General features: G+C 39.9%; 13 protein-coding genes, 5 tRNA genes and 1 other RNA gene. 5 read left to right on the top strand and 14 right to left on the bottom strand.

Annotated elements, in window-relative coordinates; all coding sequences use genetic code 11:
• Positions 1–3: 3 nt before the first annotated feature.
• Complete coding sequence (locus tag RYX56_RS02175; RefSeq protein ID WP_317120495.1) at positions 4–666, bottom strand: DUF4912 domain-containing protein; 663 nt, start codon at positions 664–666, stop codon at positions 4–6.
• A 353-nt stretch (positions 667–1,019) separates the two neighbouring features.
• On the opposite strand from RYX56_RS02175, the gene RYX56_RS02170 reads away from it, so the two are divergent.
• Entirely contained in the window at positions 1,020–1,385 is a 366-nt protein-coding gene (locus RYX56_RS02170) for a hypothetical protein (RefSeq protein ID WP_317120494.1), read from the top strand.
• Between the two features lie 2 nt (positions 1,386–1,387).
• Entirely contained in the window at positions 1,388–1,891 is a 504-nt protein-coding gene (locus RYX56_RS02165; RefSeq protein WP_317120493.1) for a hypothetical protein, read from the top strand.
• Between the two features lie 38 nt (positions 1,892–1,929).
• On the opposite strand, the gene RYX56_RS02160 is transcribed toward RYX56_RS02165, so the two are convergent.
• The 4 genes from RYX56_RS02160 to RYX56_RS02145 form a co-directional block, all read right to left on the bottom strand.
• Positions 1,930–4,002 carry a penicillin-binding transpeptidase domain-containing protein gene (locus RYX56_RS02160; protein ID WP_317120492.1) on the bottom strand — a complete coding sequence of 691 codons (2,073 nt, stop codon included), beginning with the start codon at positions 4,000–4,002 and terminating at the stop codon, positions 1,930–1,932.
• 75 nt (positions 4,003–4,077) lie between these two features.
• Positions 4,078–4,258, bottom strand: a non-coding RNA gene (gene ssrS, locus RYX56_RS02155) — 6S RNA.
• An 80-nt stretch (positions 4,259–4,338) separates the two neighbouring features.
• On the bottom strand, positions 4,339–5,634 hold the full coding sequence (locus tag RYX56_RS02150) for an MFS transporter (protein ID WP_317120491.1): 1,296 nt from the start codon (positions 5,632–5,634) through the stop codon (positions 4,339–4,341).
• 448 nt (positions 5,635–6,082) lie between these two features.
• Complete coding sequence (locus RYX56_RS02145; RefSeq protein ID WP_317120490.1) at positions 6,083–6,691, bottom strand: superoxide dismutase; 609 nt, start codon at positions 6,689–6,691, stop codon at positions 6,083–6,085.
• 269 nt (positions 6,692–6,960) lie between these two features.
• On the opposite strand from RYX56_RS02145, the gene uppP reads away from it, so the two are divergent.
• Positions 6,961–7,773: an undecaprenyl-diphosphatase UppP gene (gene uppP / locus RYX56_RS02140; RefSeq protein ID WP_317120489.1), complete on the top strand. Its 813-nt coding sequence runs from the start codon at positions 6,961–6,963 to the stop codon at positions 7,771–7,773.
• Between the two features lie 59 nt (positions 7,774–7,832).
• On the opposite strand, the gene RYX56_RS02135 is transcribed toward uppP, so the two are convergent.
• The 6 genes from RYX56_RS02135 to RYX56_RS02110 all read right to left on the bottom strand — a co-directional run bounded on the left by RYX56_RS02135 (position 7,833) and on the right by RYX56_RS02110 (position 10,081).
• Positions 7,833–7,925 (bottom strand) — tRNA-Ser (locus RYX56_RS02135).
• Positions 7,926–7,939: 14 nt separating this feature from the next.
• Positions 7,940–8,016: transfer RNA gene (locus tag RYX56_RS02130), tRNA-Ile, on the bottom strand.
• Positions 8,017–8,021: 5 nt separating this feature from the next.
• Positions 8,022–8,097 (bottom strand) — tRNA-His (locus RYX56_RS02125).
• A 37-nt stretch (positions 8,098–8,134) separates the two neighbouring features.
• Positions 8,135–8,208, bottom strand: a tRNA-Met gene (locus RYX56_RS02120).
• A gap of 5 nt (positions 8,209–8,213) precedes the next feature.
• Positions 8,214–8,288: transfer RNA gene (locus RYX56_RS02115), tRNA-Asn, on the bottom strand.
• Positions 8,289–8,455: 167 nt separating this feature from the next.
• The gene (locus RYX56_RS02110) at positions 8,456–10,081 is read right to left on the bottom strand and encodes a Na/Pi cotransporter family protein (RefSeq protein WP_317120488.1); all 1,626 of its coding nucleotides are present in this window, start codon (positions 10,079–10,081) and stop codon (positions 8,456–8,458) included.
• Positions 10,082–10,317: 236 nt separating this feature from the next.
• Between RYX56_RS02110 and RYX56_RS02105 the strand changes: the two genes are divergently transcribed.
• Positions 10,318–11,097 (top strand): DUF1189 domain-containing protein, encoded by a 780-nt coding sequence (locus RYX56_RS02105; protein ID WP_317120487.1) that lies wholly within the window; start codon positions 10,318–10,320, stop codon positions 11,095–11,097.
• A gap of 5 nt (positions 11,098–11,102) precedes the next feature.
• On the opposite strand, the gene RYX56_RS02100 is transcribed toward RYX56_RS02105, so the two are convergent.
• The 3 genes from RYX56_RS02100 to RYX56_RS02090 form a co-directional block, all read right to left on the bottom strand.
• On the bottom strand, positions 11,103–11,750 hold the full coding sequence (locus RYX56_RS02100; RefSeq protein WP_317120486.1) for an NfeD family protein: 648 nt from the start codon (positions 11,748–11,750) through the stop codon (positions 11,103–11,105).
• A gap of 273 nt (positions 11,751–12,023) precedes the next feature.
• The gene (locus RYX56_RS02095; RefSeq protein WP_317120485.1) at positions 12,024–12,917 is read right to left on the bottom strand and encodes a DUF1002 domain-containing protein; all 894 of its coding nucleotides are present in this window, start codon (positions 12,915–12,917) and stop codon (positions 12,024–12,026) included.
• Between the two features lie 132 nt (positions 12,918–13,049).
• Positions 13,050–14,267 carry an MFS transporter gene (locus RYX56_RS02090; RefSeq protein WP_317120484.1) on the bottom strand — a complete coding sequence of 406 codons (1,218 nt, stop codon included), beginning with the start codon at positions 14,265–14,267 and terminating at the stop codon, positions 13,050–13,052.
• 122 nt (positions 14,268–14,389) lie between these two features.
• Here RYX56_RS02090 and yqfZ point away from each other — a divergent pair, with 122 nt between their 5' ends.
• Complete coding sequence (yqfZ, locus tag RYX56_RS02085) at positions 14,390–14,767, top strand: protein YqfZ (RefSeq protein WP_317120483.1); 378 nt, start codon at positions 14,390–14,392, stop codon at positions 14,765–14,767.
• Positions 14,768–14,812 lie beyond the last annotated feature (45 nt).

Raw genomic sequence — 14,812 nt, 5'->3', positions numbered from 1 at the left:
TCCTTATTTCGTCGACTCATAATATGAATACGTACTAAAATGCTCTAACCATTCTGGCTCACTTGCTAGTCCTTCTTGCCACTTTTGAACAGCTTCTTGATAGTGACCTTTCATGCTCTCTTTTATTCTTGGCGTGTCGATCGGGTTCGAGCGAATGACACTAAAGAAGTGGTGTTCATTTGTCTTAACGCCTAAATCAACGATGAACGTTCGGTTTTCTTCTAATCCATGAAAATACCAATTGTTAGTCATTTCTGGAATCTCCATTTCTACAAAACGATGTGCATTGTGACCGTTAAAAAGAATCGCCGTCACATCATATAACCTTAATACCTTGGTTAGTTCGTGCCATGGTGTTCTAAATTGATGCTCAATTATTCTTTTTGTTACCTCTCTTGTTTCCCAGAAGGCATAGAGACTACTTGGTCCCCTCGGAAGAAGCATCACCTCATCCCGATCATATGAGGCTGCTAATGGTTTGATCTCTTCCACTGGTACGATTGGTGGTTGCACTGCTTTTGGTGGTTCCACTGCTTTTTCTCCCCCTGCTTCTTCTTGATGTTTTTGGAAGCGGTATTGAACCTTTCCAACAGTTGTTCCGAGTTCTTTTGCGATCTTTCGAAAAGAAAATCCTTTTTCTCGTAATGCTAAAATGTCTTGTATCACTTCAACACCTCCAGGATGAATGCCTTATGCATAAATGAAAAAAACGTTGCATATCTTGTTACATTAATCATACCGACCTTAAATTCTCCGGACAAGCAGGGTAAAATGTCTGTTTTTGTCATGCACTTGAGCTATCTATGCTTCGCCCTCACAAAAAAATTTTTCGCCTTATTTCGCTAGCTTTTGCTGTCGTTTCGTCGTGTCGATTCATGCGAACAAAGGGCGTATCGCGCTTATGTAAACGCTTCACTCAATAATTGTCGAGGAAGTAGGACGAAAACCACTTTTTTAAGTCTGTTGTCTATGTGTATAATAGAGAGGAAAAATAGTTTTATAGAGGGAAGGGTTGTAAGATGATCGAATGGACTATCATGATTCTCTTAGTAATCGCCATCCTCCTTTTTGTGTTATCTTTCTTTCGAAAAGACAAGGCAACAGAAGTGGAACGGCAGATGGAGAACTTTTCGATTACGCTCATGCAAGAGATCTATCAATTAAAGAAAAAGATTCGTATTTTAGAAGAAGAACTTTTAGTGAGTAGTGACCAAGCTCCGACTAAAGCACGTTCTGCTTCTACACAAAAACTCCAAGCTGAGGTAGAATCCTTGCATCAAAAAGGGTACACACTCGAAATCATTTCTGAGAAGACCGGCTTAACGCCTCTTGAAGTGGAACGTATCCTTGATTCAAGCACTCCAACGGCTGCAAGGGGGCAATAACGATGTCACCACATGCTCTTAAAGGATTAGCTGGCGGGATTGTTCTTGCAACAGGAATCATTTGGGTAACGCAAGCCTTCTCACCTGAAGCAACAGTCGAACCAATTACAATTGTTGAACAACAAGAGTTAGAGATCTCTGAAATGATGGCTGCCTTACAAGAACAAGGTTACTACGTCTCAGCAGAAGAACCTGAGATAGAGGAAACTGAGGTTGAGGAAATACCTGCAGAAGAATTAGAAGAAGAAGCTCAAGAAGTTGAAGAAGACTTACCAGATTCAGTAACGGTTGAAACAGTTAATGTCTACTCCATGACATTGGTAATTTCACAAGGGACAAGTTCTCATGATGTTGCGAATCAATTAGAACAAGCTAACATTATTGATAGCGCGAGTGAGTTCCTACGATACCTTGATCGCAATAACTTAGCTGAGAAAGTTCGTGCTGGAGAATTTGACGTGAACAGTGCAATGAGTTACCAAGATCTCGCGAACCGCATCACGTAAAAAAAGCTTGCTACATCACTGTAGCAAGCTTTTTTCATTTATTCATCCTCTATTTCTTCAAGAATCGGCTCATCCGCTTTAATGGGACCATTGCGCTCTTCTTTTAAATCAAAATACTCATCAAGCATCTTCTTACCAATACTTTGAGCAAAGTTAGCTCGATTATCAACTTTAGTAAACGGCACGATGATCGCAAAGGCAACCTCAGGATTATCATAAGGTGCATAGCCAACGAGGATCTGGTTGTTTCCATCAACACTGTGACGATTGGCACCTTGACCTACAGCTACTTTAACTTGAGCTGTACCTGTTTTCCCAGCTGGATTGTAGGACGCATTTCCAAACGTTCCAGCTGCAGTCCCTTGTGATCCGTTCATCACTTGATAAAAACCTTGTTGAACGCGATTAAGATCCGCATCAGACATATCTACTCGGTTTAGGATGGTCGGCTCAAACTTATGCAAAATTGCACCAGGTTCATCAGCCGATACACTTGGCTCTCTTATTTCAGAGACTAAACGTGGCTTGACTCGATAGCCATCATTTGCAATCGTTGATACATATTGAACAAGTTGCAACGGTGTATAGGTATCATACTGCCCAATCATTAAATCGAGTAAGTTACCCGGCTGTGTTCGCCCACCTTGCAAACCAGTTGAGCTGCCCGGTAGATCAATTCCTGTATCAGCGCCTAGTCCAAACTGACTAAATAGATAGCGTGATTGATCATATGCTTCCATAATTTTTTGATTATCGAAACTTCTGCTACTACCATAGTTATACCCCATCATGCGCATCGCAATTTCAAACATGTAAACGTTTGAAGACCTCTCAAGAGCTTTAATATCATTTACATACCCCATACGTGTATAAGAACGCTTTATAGGCGTACCTGGAAGATCGATCGGTCGATCATACAGCGTTTGCCCATGGCTTATTACACCTGTTTGATAACCAGCTAATACCGAAGCTCCCTTTACAGAAGAGCCCATCTCAAACGCATTGGTTACATTCCCAATCTGATGATCTGCTTTACCATTTCGATAACCTGACATGGCAAGAATATCACCCGTCTGCGGGTCCATCATGACTGCATAGGCCGTACGTTCATTTAAAAAATCATTTCTTTTACTGTTTATTTCTTCAGAGATAATCTCATCAAGCTTTTGTTGCATTTCCATATCAAGCGTCAAGACGAGGTCGTTTCCACGTTGGCCGGGCTGTTCATTTACAGAACGCTCAACTTCGCCACCAGTGGACGTGGTAATACTTTCCATTACTGCTTTTTGGCCACGCAATACGTCCTCATATTCTGTTTCTAAATAGCTTGTTCCAACAATATCGGAGCGGTCATAACCTCTTGATAAAAAATAATCAAGTTGCTCGCGTGGAATCGATCCAGTTGAACCAAATATCGTTCTAAACGCTTCTCCGTACACATAGTTACGGCGTGAATCACGTAAAATATCAATGCCTGGCAATTGATCTAAGTTTTCACTAATAATATTCGCTTCTTCATCTGTAATTCCGCGTTTAATTCGTTGCGGAGTGTTTGCATACCCTCGTGACATCTCCCTAAAAATCGCCATGACACGTTCATCTTGTTCTGAAATTTCTGCTAAATGTTCTTCTGTAATGCGTTCTATTTCTAATTGATACTGCTCAGACTGACTTTCTAACTGACTTCTTTCTTCTTGGGTTACTAACTCAAAGCGTCTTTCTCTATCTTGAAGCAATAACCAAAAGTCTTTACGATCACGTTCGGTGATCCGACTCGTATCAACTTCAATTAATTCAGATAAGTCTCTTGCTACTTCAAGCATCGTTTCAGAGGATGTCCCTCTAGAAGGATTCGTATATGTAACAGATAGTTCTAATTGATTGTCTACAACTGTATGACCGTAACGATCAAGCATCAACCCACGAGGTGCATCGATTCTAGCTGTTGTTTGGCTTGTCCGGTCTATTATTTTTTCAAAATCTTCCCCTTGTACAATTTGCACCATGCCAAGTCGTAAGATCAAAGCTGAAAAAAGAATGAAAACGGCAAAGAATAGCATATTGAGTCTCGCTGGAACATGTCCTTTTTTCTTCAGTTTATTTTTCCCCATACACAAATCCCCTCTTAACTTATGTGTATACATGACAATAGACACCTAAGTAGGTGTCTAATTCTCACTTTAAAATATATACCCGCGTATGCCGTTGCTTCAGTTGTTTCATGAACCTACTTCAGTAGGTGGGTGTTCGCAGAAATAGTTTCAGCGTCCAGAACAAGCTGGCTTGCTGTTACCACTTCGATGTAGAACTCCCTTTTAAAACACAAGGTTCGAAACAATAAGAAGCTCACTAACACGGCAGGCAATCTGTTTTTTAAGTTAAGCTCATTATATCATAATGAAGTAGCTTGTCAAAAGAATTGAACATCAATTCACGATGTCGACACATTAAACTGTCGTCCCACCTGTGCTGCCTCCATCGCCATTTTTCTGACGTGCAAAACTGTAACTTTCTCCCCCATTTGGTTTTGAAAAACGTACATGTCGCACGAAGAAATAAATAAGGAAATGGCCAATACCAAGAATCATTAATACAACAGGTATGCTCTTTTCCTCAGGGAACAAAAGGATTGCTACAATGAATGTTAGTACAGATACAATCCGACCACTATTTAAAAACACTTCACGTACGACGATGTATTCAATTCTCATCTCCGCTGCCTTCCACCCTTTTCCGATCACATCATACGTAAGTGAAATATACGGAACTAATAACATTGGATAAGCAATCGAAATTACCACTCCATACATAATTAATTTCGCAAACGAAATATCAAAGACAATAAGGTATATGGCCGCATATAAAATGGAGCCCCCAATTAAAATCGCTTTTTTTCTAAAGCTTGGTTTAATCAGGCGTGTAGCAGCATAATAGGCGATAAATTGTACAGCAGAAGCTATCAGTCCATAGGTGCCAATTGCCAGCTCGCTTCCTGTTACAATATATACCCAGACCACAATGACGAATAGAAACGTACCTTCACGCAACCCTTGAAAGAAATGGGCATGTAAGATATGCCTCCAATTCGGATTCTTCTTTCGTTCAGCTAAAATTCTTCTAAAGAAGAATTTCCCTTCTGCTGCTCGTCGTTTTAATAAAAAGCTCATTAAAACAGCAACAACAAACAGACTTAATGAAATCCCAAAGATGACCGAGTATCCCGTGAATTTCTCCATTCTCGTAATAATATAACCAGAGACAATCGGCCCAATCATCCCAGCAAATGATGTTAGGAGTCCCAGAAATCCATTGAAGAAATCACGTGTTTCTGGCTCAGTAATTTCAAACGTTAAGACATTAAAAGCTAACCAATAAAAACCAAATCCAATTCCAAGTAAAGCCCCTAGAATGATTAAGTAATGGTTTGCTACATCTCCTAATAATAAGACTGTTGTATAAAAACCAGATAATGAGATAACCCCAAGCCGCAGCACGATCACACGGTCAATTTTCTTAGCCCACCTCCCCGCTAAAATAAACGTCAAAGGCTGAAAAATGACGGCTGTTAAATTGTAGAGAGCTAAGTCAATAAATTCCCCTGATTGCTTCCACAAATAGACGTTCACGAACGTGTTTGATAGCGCAATACTCAGTGCATACAATCCTCCTATTGTGAGGAGAAGGACCAAATCCCTTGTAACTTCTATATCGCCGATCAATTTCTGAATTACGGACTTCTTCACCGACTCCACCACCTTACTCAGTAGTGTGTCTTAACAAAAATCCGTTATGCAGATAAAAGTGGAAATGGCTGTTTAGCTGCGTCATTTTCAGGCTTAAAGTGGCTTGGCGCTCTTTGCCAAACAGTTTTAGAATGAAAAGACCTCGAACAGTTAGCCATTGAAGCTAGAAAGATAAACGCGGAAATGGCTGTTTAGCTAAAATGGTGTTATGTGCGGATTTCCATGTGTTATGTGCGTAAATGTTCATATATGTGCGGCGTTGATCGATTTATGGGCGGATTCTTAATTATAGGAGCGAAAAACGATTTATATGTGCGAAGGCCTGTTACATGTGCGAATTCCTGATAATATGTGCGAAGGCCTGTTATATGTGCGAACCTGACACTCTCGCACCCCCACCCTTCATAAAATAAAAAGCAAAGCCACTGGGGCTTTGCTTTATGAATCATTATTTAGCTTCTTCGTAACGCTTTGCAACTTCGTCCCATTTAACTACATTCCAGAATGCGTTAATGTAGTCAGGGCGACGGTTTTGATAGTTAAGGTAGTAAGCATGCTCCCAAACGTCAAGTCCTAGGATTGGTGTTTTACCTTCCATTAGTGGAGTATCTTGGTTTGGAGTACTTGTGATAGCAAGTTTTCCGCCATCAACGATTAACCATGCCCAACCAGATCCAAAACGGCTAGCACCTGCATCTGCAAACTTTTCTTTGAATGCTTCAAAGCTACCGAATTCTTCGTTGATTGCATTAGCTAATTCGCCAGTTGGTGTGCCTCCACCATTCGGGCAAAGGATTTGCCAGAAGAATGTGTGGTTAGCATGTCCGCCACCGTTGTTACGTACTGCACCACGAATGTCTTCAGGTACTGCATCAAGGTTACTTACAAGCTCTTCAATGCTTTTACCTTGAAGGTCATCATGTCCTTCAAGAGCTGCGTTAAGCTTTGTTACGTAAGTGTTGTGATGCTTCCCGTGGTGGATATTCATTGTTTGCTCATCAATATGAGGTTCTAGAGCATTTGCTGCGTAAGGTAATTGTGGTAATTCGTAAGCCATTTCAAAATCTCCTCCTTATAATGAATACAATTGTAACTTGGGACGTTCTTTTCCCAAAAGGCCAACGACTTAATCAACATGAATGTTTCCTAAGTCTGTCCGTCTCCTACATTACCAAAATCTTCACTTTCTTGCAATAAAAAAGACTTGTCGAATCACAAATACCGTGACATTTATACGATACCCTACATGCCTAATAATAAACGAGAGATTCATAAAAGTTCCACTTGTCCCATATGATGAATTAACTCGTTTAAAAGGAGGCTATTATGTCTTGGTTAGAAGCGTTATTCATTGGCTTTATACAAGGGATTTCGGAGTTTTTACCGATCTCAAGTAGTGCTCATCTTGTTATTTTTGAGAAGTTACTACACATAAATACAGGCGATGTCGATTTAACTTTTGAAGTTTTTTTACATTTAGCATCTCTTCTAGCTGTGCTTTTATATTTTAAAGAGGATTTATTGAACCTCGTTAAGGGTTCCCTTTCATACATTATTAAAAAAGACGTAAACCAGGCGGGTCATTTTCGTTTTGTAAGCTTAATGCTTGTTTCAACTGTTATTACCATGGTCGTTGGAAAATTACTTGAAGAGTGGCTTGCTGAGTCAATTACCAATACAGCGACGATTGGTGCGGCTCTAATCATTACAGGTATCTTTTTAATTTTAATTGAGCACGGGGTCTCACAAGGGATGCGTGGACCAAGTGAAATGACGTGGAAACATGCGATCTTTATTGGACTAGGGCAAGCTCTCGCGGTTATTCCAGGTATCTCTCGTGCTGGTAGTACCCTCGTTGCAGCATTATGGTGCGGCTTAAGTAAAGAAACAGCATTACGTTATTCCTTTTTACTTTCAATCCCAATCATCACTGGAATTACGCTCTTAAAACTGCCTGAGCTTATCGGACAATTTTCACATGGTATAAATAATGAATTATGGATTGCCTTTATCTCTTCTTTTCTCTTTGCTCTTATTGGAATCAAATGGCTTATTTCAATGGTCCAACAAGCTAAGCTAAGCTATTTTGCCGTTTACTGTGTTTCCCTCGGATTAGTCACTTGGATCTTTTTAACGTAACAAAAAGGCAGCTGAATATCAGCTGCCTTTTTTTATGTACTCAATCATTAAGTTCAATATGGCGGAGGAAGAGGGATTCGAACCCCCGCGCGGTTTAACCCGCCTGTCGGTTTTCAAGACCGATCCCTTCAGCCGGACTTGGGTATTCCTCCGCAAAGAAAAAGTATGGTGGACCCTGTAGGACTCGAACCTACGACCGATCGGTTATGAGCCGAGTGCTCTAACCAACTGAGCTAAGGGTCCTCATATGGGGCGACTGATGGGAATTGAACCCACGAATGCCGGAATCACAATCCGGTGCGTTAACCACTTCGCCACAATCGCCATATGTAAAGATGTAAAGATGTAATTCTTAAAAAAATAGCGGCGGAGGGAGTCGAACCCACGACCTCACGGGTATGAACCGTACGCTCTAGCCAGCTGAGCTACACCGCCAAATATGGCTCCACAGGTAGGACTCGAACCTACGACCGATCGGTTAACAGCCGATTGCTCTACCACTGAGCTACTGTGGAATATTAAAGACAAGAATTATATTACCAATCTACTGCGATTAAGTCAATAGATTTTCTTAAATTTTTATTTGTTTCTTAGAATTTTTTCTTTTTGTCCTACTTGCTTGTCTATTATAGCACGAACTAAAAAAAAGAGCAGTGAAAATACTCACTGCTCTTTCCCATTATTAGCGTATTTCTCCAATCACTGCTTCTGCAATATTTACAGAGTGATCACCGATACGCTCTAAGTTACTAACAATATCAACAAAGACAATACCAGCTCCACCAGAACATCTTCCTTCGTTTACACGTTGGATATGCTGCTTACGTAGTTTACGCTCCATCTTGTCAATCAGGTCTTCCTTTTCAAGAACAGAACGAGCCTTATCCGTATCACCTAGGTCTAGTGACGAAATCGCTTCTTGTAACGTCGAAATGGTCAATTCAAACATTTCATTTAAATCACTTAATGCCGTATCAGACATCACGACTTTTTGTGTTTTTTGATAATCTTTCAATTCCACAATATTTTCTATATGGTCACCAATACGTTCAATGTCACGAACGGTATCCATCAGCATAGAATGCATTTTTGAATCCTGATCAGATAGCGAACGGGAGGAGATTTGAATTAAGTATTCTGTAATTTTTCTATCTAGATTGTTAATCGCACTCTCAAATTGAGTAGCCATTTCAGCGTGACGCTTTTGTCCATTTTCTAAATACTGACTGACTTCAATTAACCCTTTCTCAGAAAAATCGGCCATGCGTAGCACTTCTTGTTTCGCTTGTCCAAGTGCAATAGCAGGTGATCTTCCGATAAAGCGTGGATCTAAATGCTTTGCTTTGTATTCGATGTTGTATTCATCACCAGGTACAAGCTTTGTAACGATCACTGCAAGTAATGCAACAAATGGTAACTGAATCAACGTATTGGAAACGTTAAAAATACCATGAGCAAATGCAATCGTCATTGGTCGGTTCAATCCTAATTCTAGTGCCAAGAAGCTCACCAGGCTTAAGAAGAAAGGTAAAACAATCAAAACGATAATCGTACCAATCAAGTTAAAAATTACATGCGTTAACGCCGCGCGTTTTGCTGCAACAGACGCCCCAATAGCAGCTAGAATGGCTGTTATCGTTGTCCCAATGTTATCACCAAATAATACAGGCAGAGCTGCATCTAATGTCATTGCACCTTGATCGTACAGTTGTTGTAACAACCCAATTGATGCACTTGAGCTTTGAACGGATACAGTAAAGATTGTACCAATTAACACCCCAAGCAATGGGTTATCTGCCATTTGCACCGTTAAATCTGCAAAAGCTTGAAGATCACGTAACGGCTTTAATCCTTCTCCCATTAAGTCAAGCCCGTAAAACAAGGCACCAAATCCAAATATAACTTGGCCGTAATTGTTTACTTTCTTTTGCTTAATAAAGAAAATTAAAGCTGCCCCAACTGCGATAATTGGTAGAGCATAGGCTGAGATTTTAATTCCAATAATGAACGCTGTTACCGTCGTTCCAATATTGGCACCCATAATGACGCCGATTGCTTGTTTTAATGTCATAAATCCAGCATTTACAAGGCCAATCGTTAAAACAGTCGTTCCGGTACTCGTTTGTAGTAACACGGTTACAAACAAACCAGCAAAAACACCCATAACAGGGTTCGTAGTAAACTTGTCCAATAAGTCGCGCAGTCTCTCCCCTGCTACTTTTTGAAGACCGTCCCCCATGAATTTAATACCGAAAAGGAAAATTCCAAGGCCTCCAAAAAACATGAACAAAAGTGTCTGTAAATCCACTTAATCTCATCCCCTCATTTAGAAAGTCAGTCTTATTTAATTTTTCGACTTTCGACAAACCTCAACAATGACACCCTGTCTATTATTAAGCATTTATGAACGTTTTGTAAATATGAATTTTGATTTTTTTTCTGAACTTCCCCATCTAACGAAAATTATAGCTGTTCACTGATTTGAAACTTGTTGAATGTAGCAGTTTTCGTTAAAATATGGAGTGGTGTGAGAGGAGATTATTTATGAACGGCCTTCAATTTTTTTATAAGAGTTTTTATGACAAGAAAGTATTAGCTTATAGCAGATTCCAACCGATTACTAAAGCCATCTTTCATGTATTAGCAGTTATTTTTATTGCTTGTATCCCGTTTATTTTGTCACTATGGATGACTTATACATCTAGTATTAGTCAATTAGAAGAAAGCTTAGAAAAGGACCTCCCTTCATTTTCATTAGAAGATGGGAAATTGCAAGCGGATCTTAATGAGCCTTATCTTAATTACTCATTAAATGAAGGAGTATTTGTGTTAGATCCTCATAATGAATTATCGAGTACTGAATTAGCGGAGCTTGGGGAAGGCGTTGTTTTTCGTCATGAAGAGGCGCTATTGTTTCGTTACGGAGCCACTCACTCGGTATCATATGTCCTAATTGGCTTACAAGAAGTAACAGATGAAGAGCTAACCGAGCGTATTGGGGATGTGAAAGGGTTCCTCCCTTTATTATTGCTGATTGTTTCCTTACTCATCTATAGCGGCTTGTTGGGAGTGGCTTTTTTAGGGGTAACAATCTTTGGCTATGTCGGCTTATTATTTAGAGGGAAACGAAAAAACATTCAATATCGACATATGTGGCTTATCACGGCCTACGCCATGACAATGCCGGTCATCGCTTTTGCTTGGGTCGATGTACTAATAGGTGGCATTCCAGCCTATGTCTTACTTATTGCCACTCTTACGATGGTGCTGTACGCGCTTTTTTCGATCCCTATCCCGAAAAGAAAAACAAGCGAGAAGCCGTAATAGGCTTACTCGCTTGTTTTTTGATCATTCATACGCTTCACGACTATGCGGGTGCCATCGACATCAATGACTTTAACTTGCATATTCGCCTCAAGCCATTGGCCACCACTCGTTGCACTATAATGTTTATCTTCAATCTCTACCGTTCCAGTTGGACGGAATGCACTTAGTGTCATCCCTTCTTTTCCGACTAATTCGCGATAGTCTTCTCTTAGGGAATTGTACCCCATATCTCCAGTTAGTCGGTCTTTTAACGTCAAACGCGCCCATAAATCTCTAGATGGAAATACTTTTAAGAATAATCCAGAACTAAAACCACCAACTAAAAATCCCATTGAAACTAGAATGCCATAAATTAGGTCTGGAGCCGGAAGAGCAAGGCCTGTAATCATTAATAATACCCCTAACAAAGCCACGGTTCCATCTGTGATTACTTTGCCATCAACGATAATAAGGACTAACCCTAACACATAAAGAATTACTACCCAAAATCCAACATCTCCTGCTAAATGGTACGAGAAATACATAGCCATAATAGCGACACCTAAGACCGCAAATAACCCTCTCATTCGAACCAGTAGCTCCCCGAATAAGAAAAGCGTCCCTAAAAACACAACAAAAAATCCTATTGTTGCTGAATCAAGCCACTCCATATGTTCGTCCCTCCTCTTTTTATGTATATACGAATGAATGAAGAAATTGTTGCAGATTTTTTAAAAATGAATAAAAAGAACAGTTTCAAGCTCACCCTAATGGTACGAGGGGGTGATGATATTGAGAAAGCCGAAAACAAAAGTACAAGAAAAAAAAACTGTTAGAAAAGAAACAGAACCCCCAAACGTACTCCCTGCCTACATACATCGTACTACAACTTGTCGACCTGTGTAAAAGAATTCCAAAGAAAAAAGAGAGGGAACATCCCTCTCTTACGCTTCAGAAGTAAAGAAACCTTTAATGGCTTCAATTAACTGATTTATAACCTCTAATATTTTGCTAATAAATGATTGTGTATCCTCACGTGCTAAAAAGTCACCTAAATTATCTCGTACTTTTGAAATTTGATCTTGCACTTGGTTCCAATCAATATTTAAGTTTTTCATACGCATAAATAAAGATACGAGACCATCTAATTCTTGTTCGGTTAGTTCAATTCCTAATTCAGCTGCAACGCGACGGATTAATTCTCGTAAGTCCTCTTCTGACTCCACTGGGTTATTCGCAATCTCTTCCTTAATGCGATTCATAAGCTCTGTAGCTTCCTCAACTCCGATAGACTCCGCAAGTTCTGCTGTACGAACCATTTCTTCATTGGCTACTTGCTTTTGCTCTTCTGGAATTTCAATTTCTGCTGCAATTTCGTAAGCTTTAATTAACCCTGTAAGTGCCGCTGTACCTGAAACCGGAAATGGTGCTGTCACATAAATATCTGCATCTTCAACCCCTGCTGTAACAAGTGCGTTGGCATACATCCCCTCAGATACCCACGTGATATTGTTAGTTTCTACATTAATTCCTGATCCTTCTTCGGCTAATGTAATTTTTGTTGAGGAAAGTGCACGTGTTCCAATTTGAGAGGAACTAATATAATCACCCAAGTATTCTCTTTCTTCTTGGTTACTAACTGTAATGATTTCTGTATTTTCCGTTTCGTTCATCTCAGCTAGGATCTTCTCACGCTCTGCTGGAGATAAATTTTCTCCTAATGTCACGATCACATCTCCTGGTGCTGCATCAGCAAGAGCAAGTGATGGAAGGACGGTTGGTACTACTAGCGAGACCACAAGTACAAGCGACAATAACTTCTTCCAAGTGTGTTTCAATCTAATCGACTCCTTTGTTTTGACCGTAAAAACAGTCAATGGCATTCCCCTATATAACGAATGCTCTACTCATTAGGAAACAATTTTTACAGTAAAAAGAAAAGGGACTTTAGACTTATTTCCTTATCAATCTCATGAAGTTTGATGGGTTTCACATCGTTTCCCAATTGGTAAACAGGTCCAATTCCATAGTAAAACCACGCATGTCAAACCGGCTAAAAGTAGTACGTTAAACACTAATTGCTCTCGATCTACCATCCAAAGGCCAAAAAAGTAAGGACCAAATGCTACTCCTAGAAAACGAATCATTGAATAAATAGAGAACACCATTCCTTTAACTTGTGGCGTGACGACCAGGGCTACACACGCACTGCAGCCTGGCAGTAAAAACCCTAACCCTAAAGCGAGCATACTAATTAATAATAAATCGGCGATAAATAGACTTGAAAATATAAAGCCTGCCACACTTCCGGTTACGAATAGTAACCCCCATATAATACTTCTTTTCGTTTGATCGCTATTTTTCAACCCGTACTTACCCACCAATAAAGAAGTTACTGTTAAAACGAGTAAAGGCATCGCTAAAATGAATCCTTTTACCAAGCCATTACTATCCACTCCCTGTTCCCATTCATAGGATAATAAAAATAAAAATCCAAACAACAAAAACATGCCAACCCCACTTGCTGTAAAGATCGGAAGCAACGTTTCTCGTTCCATTTTCAACAGAGCTACACTCTCTTTAAATGGGGCGCGCGCTCTCCTTACATTCGCTCGTTTCGTTTTTGGGATGAATAAATAAAAACCGATATAAGCAAATAATACTACCGCGAAATAAACAACAAAACTGTAATACCATACACCCATTAATACCAACCCACCAATAATAGGGCTGACTACTTTTCCAATGCCATTGAAGCTCTCAATGGAAGCCAGTGCTTGATTTCTTTTTTCAGACGAAAACACATCTGCAGCTAAAACCATAGCAATCGGTGTTACTCCACCAGCACCAATCCCCTGAATAAATCGACCGACAAGCACCCATCCAAACAACTGATACACTGCTCCAAAGGCCGAGAGTATACAACCGATCATCACCACGATTAAAGAGGCCATTACGACCTTCCTTCTGCCATAGGCATCACTTAAAACCCCACTTATCGGAATAAAAAGAGCAGACGGGATTGAGAAGATCGTTAATATTAGACCTGCTTGTGCAGTCGTAATCCCCATTTCCACTTGCATAAATGGAAGGATAGGAATAAACATTGAATTACCAAGCACCATAACGATTGGTAATAATCCTATAACAAGTAACAAAATGGATGGACGAGCAGAGATTTGATTCATTTTATTCACTTTCCTTTGTTTTATGTAATGAAAAATTGTTCACATGCTTGTCATACTTTCCCAAAAGAAACATACACTTACTGTAAGAAGGAGTGTAAGCACTCTAATTAGGAGGGACAAGCATGAAACGGATCGGACTTGGTTTACTTGTACTTATTATCCTTTATAGTGTTTATTATGATCTTACGATAGGTACTTTACCCAACGGCCTAGAATCGACCTCCACTCAGCCTGTAGAGGAAGTAACAAATACTGATACTGTTATGACAAGTGATATAGAAGTAACCACACCAGAGATCATCGAGCCCTATGTAGAAGTGATGGTAGAGCCTGGTTATACCGTTTTATCAATTGTAGAACATCTGCACGAAGGAATTGTCCCCTTTCCTGCTTCGATTCAAGAAGTAATCTTTGATTTTAAGGAGCTTAATCAAGGGATAGAACCGGAAATGATTCAGATCGGAGAAACGTATAAATTTCCTTATTACGCCAATCAATGACTTTCTTCTTGCCAAATTGAAACCATGATTGATAGAATGAATACG

The organism is Alkalihalophilus lindianensis, from assembly GCF_032843265.1.
Classification (GTDB): Bacteria; Bacillota; Bacilli; order Bacillales; family Bacillaceae_D; genus Alkalihalophilus; species Alkalihalophilus lindianensis.
This window is presented reverse-complemented; position numbering and strand designations above follow the sequence as displayed.

Bases quoted from the DNA above. Each gene is read 5' to 3' on its own strand.
- RYX56_RS02100 (WP_317120486.1), bottom strand. From the start codon at position 11,750: ATGGAGTGGCTTGATTCAGCAACAATAGGATTTTTTGTTGTGTTTTTA.
- yqfZ (WP_317120483.1), top strand. From the start codon at position 14,390: ATGAAACGGATCGGACTTGGTTTACTTGTACTTATTATCCTTTATAGT.
- RYX56_RS02160 (WP_317120492.1), bottom strand. From the start codon at position 4,002: ATGGGGAAAAATAAACTGAAGAAAAAAGGACATGTTCCAGCGAGACTC.
- RYX56_RS02170 (WP_317120494.1), top strand. From the start codon at position 1,020: ATGATCGAATGGACTATCATGATTCTCTTAGTAATCGCCATCCTCCTT.
- RYX56_RS02090 (WP_317120484.1), bottom strand. From the start codon at position 14,267: ATGAATCAAATCTCTGCTCGTCCATCCATTTTGTTACTTGTTATAGGA.
- RYX56_RS02165 (WP_317120493.1), top strand. From the start codon at position 1,388: ATGTCACCACATGCTCTTAAAGGATTAGCTGGCGGGATTGTTCTTGCA.
- RYX56_RS02145 (WP_317120490.1), bottom strand. From the start codon at position 6,691: ATGGCTTACGAATTACCACAATTACCTTACGCAGCAAATGCTCTAGAA.
- uppP (WP_317120489.1), top strand. From the start codon at position 6,961: ATGTCTTGGTTAGAAGCGTTATTCATTGGCTTTATACAAGGGATTTCG.
- RYX56_RS02105 (WP_317120487.1), top strand. From the start codon at position 10,318: ATGAACGGCCTTCAATTTTTTTATAAGAGTTTTTATGACAAGAAAGTA.